Raw genomic sequence first — 12020 nt, 5'->3', positions numbered from 1 at the left:
AAACAATTCTTAAAAAGGATTCAGTGGCTTCCTGACTTTTAAAAGTGGGTGGCGTGCAATTTTATTTTGCCGGGCAGGTAGCCAAAGTTTTTCTTAAAGGCTTCGGAAAAGCTGCTGATGTTGTTGTAGCCAATGTGAAAGGAAACTTCCGAAACATTCATTTGCCCCGTGGCTAGCAGTTGCTGCGCCGTTTGCATACGCAAATGGTGAATATGTCCGAAAACCGTAGTTCCAAAAAAATGTTTGTATCCTTTTTTTAATTTAAATTCATTAAGGCCAAATTGGTAACAAAGGCCCGTTAAGGTTAGTGGCTCTAAATAACTTTGTTTGATAAAGTCGTGCACGGCTTTTAAGCGTTCCCGGTCGGCGGGGCTCCAATCTTCTTTTTTAGCACTACCCGTATTAAGCTGTTCCATTTGCAAAGCAAACAATTCCAGCATTTTTGCTTCAATAAATAAATATTTGGTAATTCCTTGAAACTTACACTGCACAATAGCGTGCAGCAACTCCGCCATCCGGGGTTGTAACGCCAGTTTACCGGGCGGTACCAACAGCGTTTCGTGGCGTTCCATGCAATCCAGAACCTTGTCCAGGTATTTAACGCCGGCTGATTGTGCTATACTTTTAAAATAGGCATTATCGTAAAAGAAGGAAAAAGCTTGCAATTTTTGGTCATGAATGATATGCTGGCCTTGAAAATCAGGGGTGTACTGAAAACCATGGGTATTTACCCAATGAGTCACCGAGTTTTTATTTAAGGAAAACTGCGACTCCAAATCACCGCTTAAAATAAAAGAAGAACCTACCTTTTCTGAACTTTCCGGGTCTACGAGCACCAGCTTGCGGGCAGTAGTAAAATTAGCCTGGATTAACTCAATGCCCGGGGTATGGATAGAAATAATTTCGGCACTAGCCAGATTTGGTTCTTTAAAATGCGCCACCACTTCGGTATAGCGGTCGTTGCGGAATACTTCCTTCTGCGAGATGTCGCTGAAAATACTTCCCCAGTTATGATTTTCAATTTTATCCATTTTGCCGTAATCAAAATCCGTTTATCCGTAGCACACCCATCGGTTTAAGGTACAAATTTGTATAAAAAAAACAAAACTTATGAATAACCTAACAACTGCTTTCAATCCAACTGTATCCAACACTAACTCGTGGAAATGGACTTCTTTTTTATTCTATCCCACTGGCGTTTTTCGTATCTGGAAGCATTCACACCACTGGGGTATCCGGTTATTATATACCTTGGTGGGCTTTCCTATCTTTCTGGTGCTTTTTCTGTTTGTAGCAATAACCGTATTTGCCTTATTTCTGCCACCTTTGGATTTAAGCGTAGGAAACCGCTCCGACCGCACGGTGTACAATAGCGAGGGTAACTATAAGTCTACGTTTTTGAAAACCGGAGCGGAAACGAACGGTGCCTACGAATTAATACAGGTGGAAGTAGAACCCCACGGGGGCAATGCCTGGCATTATCATAAAAAATTTGACGAGCATTTTACCGTTTTAAAAGGCCAGGCTCTGGTGGGCCGAAATGGAAAAGAATACCGGGTAAACGAAGGGCAAAATGCTACGGCACGTAAAGGAGAATTGCATTATTTTTCTAATCCTACTAATGAAACTATTCTCCTGCGGGTTAAAGTAAGCCCGGCCGGTGGTCTGGAAAAAAGCGTACGGGTGGTATATGGCTTAGCCAACGACGGGCAATTTGATGGCTCCATTACGAAAAACCCCTGGCACATGGCCTTGCTTTTAGGCTACAGCGGCACCTATTTACCCGACGTTCCCGGCTTTATTCAAGAGCCATTAGTTAATTCCTTAGCCAAAATTGCGCAATGGAAAGGGGAAGATAAAGCTTTGGAAAAATACTTCCGGTAGTAAATGTTAGTTTAAAATAGGTTAGAGTAACCGACAAACAAGAGTGTGCCGGTTACGCTTTAATTCAGTTATTCTGCAACAGTTTATTATTTTTTAATTAAAAATTATACGTAATCCCCGCTTTAAAAAAAAAGGGTGTACCGGGGGTAAAGTTAATTTCCGTTACAGGTTTGGTTTCGCCGCGTAGCTGCGATTCGGTTTCGAACTGGGCTTCTTCCCATTCCTGATTTAGTAAATTTTCAGCGCTTAGTTTAAATTCGAGCTTTTTAAATGTGTAAGCGGCAACAGCGTCGAGTAAAAAATAGCCACTAGCGGTTAAGCTGTAATCTTCGTTGGCAGCGCGGTCGGCTACGTAGCGGTAACGCAAACTGCCTCTAAATTTATCCGGCGATTGGTAAGTAAAACCACCGGCGCTAGTAGCAGTAGGAGCCAGCGGAATGTAATAAGCATTGGCTTCCGCATTGCGGGCGCGGGGGTGAGCCAGGTTCACATCGGCATCAGCAAACAAATTATTCGTAAACTGATAACGGGCCGATATATCTAAACCGTAGCGGCGGGTTTTGCCCGAAGGTTCCACAATGCCTTCGTCACCAACGTACACAAACTCTTGTTCTAAATCTAAAAACCAGAGGGCTGCGTTCACAAACAACCGATTGACCGGTTTAAAAGTTACGCCCAAATCAGCGCCAGTAGCTTTAGGTAAAATTTCGCGGCTATTGGGCAACACCGAAACCCGGGTATCGTTCGAGTGAAATCCCTGTCCGGTATTTAAATACAATTGCACTGAAGGGGAAAGCATGTACGAAATATTTAACTTAGGACTGAACCGGTTGCGGTTAGCTTTTAATACCGAAGCTAAAGAGTCGCTGGATAGTAAGTTTTCGTATTTAAAGTGAAACTGGTCGAAACGCAAAGCGGCATTTATTGATAAGCGGGGCGATAATTGCCAGGTTTCGCTTAGGTAAGCGTAAGCGTTGGCTTCGTTGGTATTTCCCTTTTGCACAGGTGATAAAAAAACGCGGTTCCGGGTACGCGACAGTTCGGAACCATTCACATCGTCGTAGCGTAGGCCAATGCCGATGTCGCTCCGGAGCGATTTGCCGAGCAAATTAAGTTCTTTTTCGTAATTGCCCTGGTAGCCGTAAATCGTGCGGTTTTCGCGCTGCCGGATTTCGTCGCCGTTTACCGGATCGTTCAGAAATAAAGTAAAATTAGAATACAGATTAAAATCGTATTTTATCAGGTATATCTGGTTTTTGAGTACGGCTTCGTGCGCCAGCATTTTCTCCAGTGAAATAGTAGCGTTGTAACGAGCCGTATTACCGCCTTCGCTGCTATCAATCGCCCCAAACCGACTGATAAGGCCTTGCTTTACTGCCCGTCCCGGAATCTGGCCCGAAGCACCCCACTTGCTCCGAAAAGCCGATAAAGAAGCATTAATAATAGTTTTGTCGTTGATAATACTTTGATAGCGACCAAAAATATTTAACCGGTTTAGGTTTTGTGGCAAATTGAAATACCCGTTATTAAATAAATATTCGGTAGCCAGGTACGCATTCTGGTGTTTCTGCCGGGCAGCGGGTCCGAGCAAATTAAACATGCCTACCGCCCGGTAATTATCAAAACGACCGGCTTCTAACTTTAAACTGTTTTTATCAAGGGCAGGGCGGGTACGGAAGTCGGCGTAACCGGCCGTAGCAAAATTACCTTTGTTGGCCTGGTACGGTCCTTTGCCAAAATCTACGGCCTGAATGGTTTCCGGAATAAGAAAGTGTAAGTCGGAGTAGCCTTGTCCGTGCGCGTGCGATACCATGTTTACCGGCATACCATCGGCCGTCAGGTTAATATCGGTACCATGGTCAATATCAAAACCACGCAGAAATATTTGTTCGGCTTTGCCGCCACCGGCGTGTTGGGCAATTACCAGACCCGGAATAAAACGTAATACTTCCTGCGAATTCTGGATAGGCCGCATTTGTAAGTCTACGGAACTGATAATGTTTAAGGGCTTCTCCTGAGCGGCAGAAACCGCCACCTCTGCTAATTGTAAGTTGCCGGTTTCCAGGTGCGTAACTACTTTGGCCGGAGCAGCCTTGGTTACTACTACCTTTGCCCGGCTTTGTTCGTAACCCAGGTAAGATATCTGTAATTCGTAAGGACCATCGGCCAGATTAGTAAAAATGTACACGCCAAAGTTATCGGTAGTAGAAACTTTGGAAGTATTTACTATTTTAACGGTAGCGCCAGATAAAGGTGTGTTGGTGTTTTTGCCGTATACTACTCCTTTTATAGAAATTTTATGCGCCGAGGCAGAAAGAGCACCGCATAAGAAAAAACAAGTCATAAGTAAGCGGCGTAAGTTTGTACGATTACGACATGCCTCTATTAGTGAGGATACAGCCGTTCCTTGGTAAAAGTATTGCATAATAAGATTTAGTTCAGGATAAGACAGGCACAGAAGAATGCCCAAAACTTATCGGGTGAAAGCCATTTAAAGAAGAGATAGTAAAACGCAAAGCGTTGCTAAGAGGCTTTAAATCGTGTTCGGAGGAGGGCAATAAATGGGCGAAAAACCTGAGGTAAGAAATACTTTTTGGGGAGGAAAATCTAAATTTACAGTAGACAAATAACAGGCATCAGTCCATACCAAAGTTACGAGATGATGCAAATCGGGGCCATTGGCTAGTAAATAAAGATACTGATTAACAGGTATATCAGATGCATTGCTTAGCTCCGGATTGTTGCATTGTTCAAAACAATCAAACTGTAAGTAATACCGTTGTTGGCAGTCGGGAGCGTGCACGTAGGGCTCACCAACGTTATACGCTTGGGTATATTTAACCGCATTTACCGTAGTAATATTAGTAACCAGCACTACTAAAAAGTAGCTGACCAGCATACAATAAACGGTAAGGGTTTTAAACATGATAGAAAGATTAAAATTAGTAACTGTAGCTAATTGGTAGCTGCTAAAGTAAAGCAGGCAAAACTATTTTTTCGTTTTAGAGAAAGGCTAAAATTTTGCAATAGGTGAACACCTTACGAAAAAAGTTGCTTTAAGCCGAAACCTAACCTAAATTTTAGAAATAGATTTGTGCACCAGATTTTTACCTTCCGTACTTAGATGGGTGTTCTGGTAGGGGTTTATGGCCAACGACTTTTGGATTAAGTTTGCGCCTTCTACCTGGTTGCCTAAATGGTATTTGACTAAGCCATCCAGACACACTAAATCCGCTGCCTGACTGTTGGTACGGGTAGCTTTTTTCAAATAACTGGCTGCTGTAGCATACTCTTTCTTTTGGTAATAAATCTGGGCCAGAGTTTTGCAAACGTCAATGTTGTCGGGTCGTTTTTTGTGTTCTTTTAAAGCGTAAGTAAGAGCTGTATTTGGATCTTTGCCTAACTCCAGGTAAATATTAGCCAGTTCCAAATCTACTACGTGGCCGGCTTCCTGATCTTCTTCCAGGCCGGCTAGTAATTCTTTTAAGGTGGCTTCAGCTTTTTTGGTTTGTCCCTGGTGCTGGTACAAGCGCACTAATTCTTCCTGAAAAGAAAATTCCGGTAAAATAGTGGCGGCTTTCGTAAATAGCTGGGTGGCTTTGTCGTAATCTTTGCTTTTAACAGCTAACCGCCCCAGACCACTAATGGCAAAAGCATAATTAGGTGATTGACCTAAAGCTTTGTTATACTGAGCTTCGGCATTTTTCAGGTCGCCGGTTTTTTCATATAAACTGCCCAGCGTTACTAAAACCCACGAGGTTTGTTCCAGACCCGGGAAACCTGCGGTAGCAGCTAGTTGCATGGCTTCAATCGCTCCTGGCATATCGCCGTGAATTTCCCGCAAATACGAAACCCGTGAATACGATTTTAAATCAGGACGCAGCGAACTCATTTTATCGGCCATAGCAATGGCTTCTTCGTAATGGCCTAATTCCACGTTGGCATCGCACAATACCCCGTAAACCGCCGCCCCGTGGTCGTTAATTTTCAGGGCTTCTTTACCTGTTTCCAAGGCTTTTTCAAATTGGTGCAGCGACAACTGAATGGTAGCTTTGGCTACCGTAGCTTCATAGATCAATACCTGGTCAGATGATTCATGGTCTAAAACATCCTGAATTAAGCCAAGCGCGGCCGGATAATAGTACGGGTGTTCGCCGGTAATGCGGGCTTCCTGCATGTAAGCCAAACCTAACAATAACTTACTTTTTAAATCGCCGGGTTTTTCGCGGAGCTTGCGTTGCAAACCTTGAATGGCCGCTTTGGTATTTAACCATTCGCTGGTAGTAGAAATAGGGCCTTGTCGTTCGTGCAGCGGCGGAATAGGATCCGAAACATTCTGGTATTTTTGGTAGAATACAATGGCGGTTACCAGCAATACGGCGGTAGTAGCTATATAAAAGTAATTCTTTTTCATAATTACGATTGGTTTTGTTCTTTAAATAAAGCTGCGGTTTCGTGTTTCGATTAAGCAGGTGAAAGGTAGCTCTTTGAAGATAAGGTTAAGTTTTAATTATATCGCGAGCGTCCTCGCTCGTGAAAATTATCGTCCGGTTTCTGGCCGGTAGAAACTTGTTGCTGATTTGCTTTTAAAAATTGTTTATCAGTTATCCCGGCCAGAGGCCTACCATATAGTAGACATTTGAGTAATCATCAAAACTTAAATAAAGGCCAGGCTTTACCCCTGGCCTTTATAGACTTTACTTATTTAGAAACTACAAATTTTAAAGTTTGATCTGACTTGGTGCTGCCGTTTACAATCCGGGCATAGTACAAACCGCCCTGGTATTTACTCACGTTTACCGATACTTCGTACATACCAGCGGCGCGTTTTTCCTTACTAACCGGACTAGCTACTAAATTGCCGTTCGCATCGTAAATGAGCAGGCTTACCTCGGTAGGTTGGGCTACGTGGTAACGGAAAGTAGTCTTATCGCGCGATGGGTTCGGGAAATTTTCCATTTGCTTCAACATCACGTCGGGGGAAGATAAGTTTAAGCCATTCGGTGCATTGTAAGGCGTAATACTGGCGCTAGCGCTGGCATTATCGATGTTGCCGCTGGCGTTCGTGTTGCCGTGGCCACCTTCGGTGTAACCGTTCCAGGGTTCCGCTTCAAAAGGGAATCGGGTTTGGAATTCGGCATCGTTTTTCTCCACGCCGGTAGTAAAGGTAAGTACTTTTACTAAAGCCGGTGTTGCTAAACTAGCCGTGGTGCGGTAATCCAATACTACCCGTAAACTCTTTTCGGAACCCGGGCAAGGATCGCCTAATACTTTGTAGTTAACCGGAATGGTAAAGTTTGGATCGGAGTTAGTCAACTGGAAGTTACCGTAGGCTTTCCGTACTTTATCAGTTACATCTATTTGGCAATTCGCGTCGAACTTAAAGTTTTCCCAACTGCTGCCTTTACCGGTACCAAAAGTGGCCGACCGTACATTTGTGAAAATAGCCCCAGCCGGTGGCATAATCATAATCGGATCGCTGTTGTGTTGCTGTTCTACGTCGCCTATGGTGCCGGTACCGGCCATAGGATCATAATCATCGTAACCTAAACCAACGGCCGCCAATACAATACCACTAACTGCTTGTAATTCAATCCGGGTAACGTCATCTTCTAAGCGACGACCGTTCGGGAAGCCATCCATGTTCGGAATAAACTGCATAGCCGTGCTCATATTATAACGGGGATCAACAATACCTAAAACAGCGGCTTGCACTAATCCTAAACTGCTAAAATCTTTCGAGTCGCGGTCGGTTGGCGGTACGGCCATATTTACGCGCAGCATATCACCGAAGGTAGGCAAAAAGTTATTGATAAAAGGCTTGCCGGCGGCCAGCGGATTGCCGTCTTTTTTACCGGTAACCAGTTGGTAAGGTGCTAAATTAGGAACACCGGTCATGAAAATAGGCAATAAATCCACGGAGCGAGGTTCGCCTTTCCGGAGTAAATAATTACCGAATAATTGTTTATCGAAGGCGGTTCCTTTGGTGGCGGGGTCGCCTAATAAAGAATACAAGCCATCGGCTCCGTTCCGGAAATCGAATGCACCCAGAGATTTAGTTTGAATGCGCAGCGCCGATAAACCAGGTACTGCTCCGCCAAATTTAGAATCATCCATGTACAGGGCTAATTCCGGGTTGGTAAAGTATTTCTCGAATTCTTTCGGATCGTTGTTGGACGAATAATAATTCCATTCGTCTTTTTTACCAATCGGAATAATAACTTCGTTGGTTAGCGGCATGCCTAAGCGGGAAACCTGCACGTACTCGCCCTCGTGCCGGATTTTGCCTTTGCTTTCGCGTACCGTAATTTGCCGGCGGCTGGCAGAAGCCCACACCCCGATAATAAAATCCGGATCCAGAATGCTCCAGGATTTGCTTACTTTCTGGCCTTCTTTGTTCAATAATTCAATAGGAACATCTAAGGCAATAGTATGCACGTTCATTCTTTTTAAACCATCAACGGCTTTATTCGGACGAGTAGCGCCTAAGTCGAAAATGGCTCCTATATCTACAAAGAACGGATCATCTACTGGTCCGCAGAAAACTTTCTCGCCGGTAGAAGCAGTAATGATGCCTTTTTGCATTTCTTTATCGTAGCTGCTGTTTAGGCCTACGGCACTCTCGATGGAGCGAGGGCCAATGTTGTTCGGAGGAACAATACCATTGGATATTATAGTAGTAAAGGTTTTTCCGTTGTCGGTGCTTTTCTTACAGGTATAAGTGGCTTTTCGATTTTGTTTACCCAGCCGGATGTTAAAGAAAGTAGTTGGATCTTCGTCTTTTAATTTAAACTCAAAGCGATATAAAATATCATCGCCTTTGGTAGCAGGGTCGTTTTTAATGTGAATGTCGTAGGCAATGTTTTCGCCAAAGTTAAAGTAGTTAGGGCCACCATCCGGGTGTTCAAAAGGAATGTAGTTGGCGATTAATACCATGTTGTTTTTGTTCTTCGGGTTGCGGAAGGCATACACATCGGTATTATCAGCCAGGGGATCGTTCGCAATAATCGGCGCTTCGCGGTGACTTGAAGATTCCAGATAATTAAAGCGGGTACCAATTACGGATAGGGAAGCTACTGCCACCACTACCAGCCCAGATTTCAGCAGGCCAGACTTTGTAAACATTTTCATAGGCATTTATAGGTAAAAAATGAATAATGGGAAAAGGACCAATTAACCAGCGGATTATTAACGGGTTGTGGAAAGACCTACGAAGTGTAATTCTGATCGGATTTAAGAAAAATAAAAAAATGTTTACAAGAATTATAAGAATATTTAAAACCATAAAGTGAGCTAATTACGTAATGCCGCCTTGTTTTTGTACAATTCTGTGGTTTTAAGGAGGGTTAGATGCAGTATAAAAAAAGCAGTTGGGCGCTCCAACTGCTTTAGCTTGATAATATGCACGTAGTACTTAATAAGAAAACTAAGAACATATTATTAGTAAATAAGAGCTATTCTATGGAGCCTTTTCAAGGCTCCAGTTGGCGGTGCTGATGTGGTTCAACGGCCTAAGTTTGCCTCCTGGCCGGCAGGCCTCGTTTGGCACTTTCGGGCTGGTCTAAGCTTCCTTTCCTCGACTCCGTCTGTGGAATGTGGCTATGCCACACCGGAACCTTAGAAGGCCCTCAACAGCCAAACTGGTGTCGTTTATTCTAGCTCCTGCTTTTCTGGCTTTCTCCTTTTAGAAATATGCTCGGTTTGTACCCAAAATTTGGTAACTATGTTTGAGAGAAAAGGGAATATTTAACTGAAAAAGAAAGATGTATTTACTAATTCTATTTCCTTACTAGCTGTAGCCAAGTAGCTAAGTGGAGTGCATTCTAGGGTTCTAATTCTGCTTAGCAGAATTCCGCAGGTGGAGCTGAGGAAAGGAGAAAATAGGAAAAGCTGCTTCTCCTTCCCTGTTTTTAGGGGAGGTACCCGCAAGGGGGGAGGGGTTTACGAGACCTACCAACTACGAGGCAAATTTAGACCATTGAACCACATCAGCACCGCCACCTGGAAACTTGAAAAGATCCAAATAAAAAAGTCTAATTTCCTTTTCGAAAGTAAACGTTATTACTAATAGTCTCCAGTTTTACCCGGCTGCCTCCGCCATTTAGATCTCCTTTTAATTGATAACCCACTATTGGAATTTCTTTTTGTTTGTTGGTAAAACCAATGTTTAAATCCGAATATACCTCGCCGGTAATGGTTTTGAAGGAAATGGTAGCCCCTTTTTTATCCGGCCAACTCATATCTACAAAGCCGCTGATGGATTTGGCGTTTACAGGGCCATTTATTCCGCGTAGTTCAATATTGCCGTTAATAGTATTTACCACTAAGCTATTGTTGCGCGGTACTTTAATTTCGTAGTCAATTTGGGTGCAGGTATAGTACTCCTGGCCATTATAAGAAGAACGATTGCGGCCGTATGGAGCATCCGGACAATCTTCAGCGCGGCCGGTTTTTAACAAATCATGGTCCAAGTCTACGGTTACGCGGGGGCCATTGGTGCCAGAGTTAAAATCAAGTTTCAGGGCGTCGTTTAACCTACCGGAATTAATATTGTACGTTACTTTTACGTAAACCTCTGGTTTGTCCCAGGCGCTGATTTTAATATCATCCCCAAACTTTAACTGCAAATCTATTTCTTGGTTAGAGGCGGCCGGTAAGGTTTTTTCAACTACTTTCTGCGCGGAAACACTTAAAGTAGATAACGAGTTGAGAAGGATAAGAAAAAATAACTTTTTCATAATGGTAGAAACTTCATTTTGAGTTGAAAAAAGGGCAAGTATTTTTAGTTTAAAGCACCATTTTTATGTTACAGGCTAATAAGCTGAAGTAGGCGGGTGGAAGTAGTACTTTTAAAATCCGGCTAGTAGTTGTTTGTATTTTATTTAAGTAACTCGGTTTCCAGCTTTTAGCAGCTTGGCATTCTGAAACACCATACTTTAGTAAATTCTACCACGTATTTTAGAAAAGCTTTATTCAGATCTCCGCCATAAGCAAAAATAGTTTGGGTTGGATGAGCTGAAAGTCCTGTGGTTTGACCGTAACTATACTTGGGTACAAATAACCATAGCAAGAAAAAGTAAAAAATACGCATGGTAGTAGCTGGTAATGGGCCGTGTACTCGAACGAAAGTAGCTGATGGATTTACTTACTCTTGCGAATAAAAATATCGCTGTTGATGGTGTACACATTCATTTCTACGCCCCCGCCGTTAGTTTTGCCTTCCACGGTGTTGCTGCCGGCAATTTTTTGTAAATCAGATTTGTCTTTTGGCAGCGCCATGTCAAAATCGGTGTATACTTCTCCGTTGATTGAGCGCAATTTCCAGTTGGCTTTGGTGGCGGCCGGTAAGGTTATATCAATTTCGCCATTTACTACCGAAATAGACGAAGGCTTTTGCTGGTTTAAATTTTTAAATTTAACCTGAATGCCGCCGTTGGTACTATTGGCAATTACCGGTCCGGCTACGTTGTTAAGTTCGGCGCGCGAATTATTTAGTTTAAGTTCAATGGCTCCGTCTAGGTCGGCTAGTTCAAAATCGCCACCTTCCCAGTTGCCTTCGGTGTAAGAAATGGCCGCTTTATTTGGTACCCGAATCGTGTATTTGCCGCTTCCTTTCTGGGCTTTTATTACGGTTAGCACATTACCCTCTCGGTTAACAGAAAGACCAATACCGGTATTATCTTCGGCGGCGTTGTAGAGGGGCTTTAAACCTTGGGCCCGGGCAGGTGGCGCATGGTAATTATTGGCTTCTATTACTAACTCGTCGGAGTTGTGGCCTACAATTTTTACTTCACTGCTGGCCATAATAAAACGTACCTGGTTGCTGGCGTTATTGCCTAATTTAGTTTTGTACTCGCGGCGTTCCCCACTGCGGTCATCGTCGTCATTGTCGTTGCGGTGGCTATTTACTATCACATTCGCCTTGTTTTTAGTTTTATCTTTTCCGCTGACAGCTGTTTGTGCCCAACTGAGGTTGGTCAATAAGGCGCAAAAGGTGGCGGCTAATAATATCTTTTTCATAATAAAGTATTAAATGAGTATTAGAAAATAAAATAGAGATAATGGTTTGATTATTAATAATTTAACAAGTAAATACTAGGCTTGCAGCTTCGTGTAAAATGCCTTAATGCCGGTTC

The 12020-nt window shown here is 43.3% G+C and carries 8 protein-coding genes; 1 reads left to right on the top strand and 7 read right to left on the bottom strand.

What is annotated here, in order from left to right; all coding sequences use genetic code 11:
* Positions 1–38: 38 nt before the first annotated feature.
* Positions 39–1031, bottom strand: a complete 993-nt coding sequence (locus tag HUW48_RS19130; RefSeq protein ID WP_182412467.1) for a helix-turn-helix transcriptional regulator — start codon at positions 1029–1031, stop codon at positions 39–41.
* Positions 1032–1110: 79 nt separating this feature from the next.
* On the opposite strand from HUW48_RS19130, the gene HUW48_RS19125 reads away from it, so the two are divergent.
* Entirely contained in the window at positions 1111–1884 is a 774-nt protein-coding gene (locus tag HUW48_RS19125; protein WP_182412466.1) for a cupin domain-containing protein, read from the top strand.
* A gap of 97 nt (positions 1885–1981) precedes the next feature.
* On the opposite strand, the gene HUW48_RS19120 is transcribed toward HUW48_RS19125, so the two are convergent.
* From HUW48_RS19120 to HUW48_RS19095, 6 genes are all read right to left on the bottom strand, one after another.
* Positions 1982–4228, bottom strand: a complete 2247-nt coding sequence (locus tag HUW48_RS19120) for a TonB-dependent receptor (RefSeq protein WP_182412465.1) — start codon at positions 4226–4228, stop codon at positions 1982–1984.
* A 189-nt stretch (positions 4229–4417) separates the two neighbouring features.
* On the bottom strand, positions 4418–4810 hold the full coding sequence (locus HUW48_RS19115; protein ID WP_182412464.1) for a hypothetical protein: 393 nt from the start codon (positions 4808–4810) through the stop codon (positions 4418–4420).
* 147 nt (positions 4811–4957) lie between these two features.
* Positions 4958–6298, bottom strand: a complete 1341-nt coding sequence (locus tag HUW48_RS19110) for a tetratricopeptide repeat protein (protein WP_182412463.1) — start codon at positions 6296–6298, stop codon at positions 4958–4960.
* Between the two features lie 287 nt (positions 6299–6585).
* Entirely contained in the window at positions 6586–9015 is a 2430-nt protein-coding gene (locus tag HUW48_RS19105) for a DUF4331 family protein (RefSeq protein ID WP_182412462.1), read from the bottom strand.
* 902 nt (positions 9016–9917) lie between these two features.
* On the bottom strand, positions 9918–10622 hold the full coding sequence (locus HUW48_RS19100; RefSeq protein ID WP_182412461.1) for a DUF4097 family beta strand repeat-containing protein: 705 nt from the start codon (positions 10620–10622) through the stop codon (positions 9918–9920).
* Between the two features lie 403 nt (positions 10623–11025).
* Entirely contained in the window at positions 11026–11904 is an 879-nt protein-coding gene (locus HUW48_RS19095) for a DUF4097 family beta strand repeat-containing protein (protein ID WP_246343549.1), read from the bottom strand.
* Between the last annotated feature and the right edge of the window lie 116 nt (positions 11905–12020).

Origin of the sequence: Adhaeribacter radiodurans, assembly GCF_014075995.1 — a bacterium.
Taxonomy (GTDB): Bacteria; Bacteroidota; Bacteroidia; order Cytophagales; family Hymenobacteraceae; genus Adhaeribacter; species Adhaeribacter radiodurans.
The sequence above is the reverse complement of the archived record's forward strand: the minus strand, read 5'-3'. Positions and strand labels throughout refer to the sequence as shown.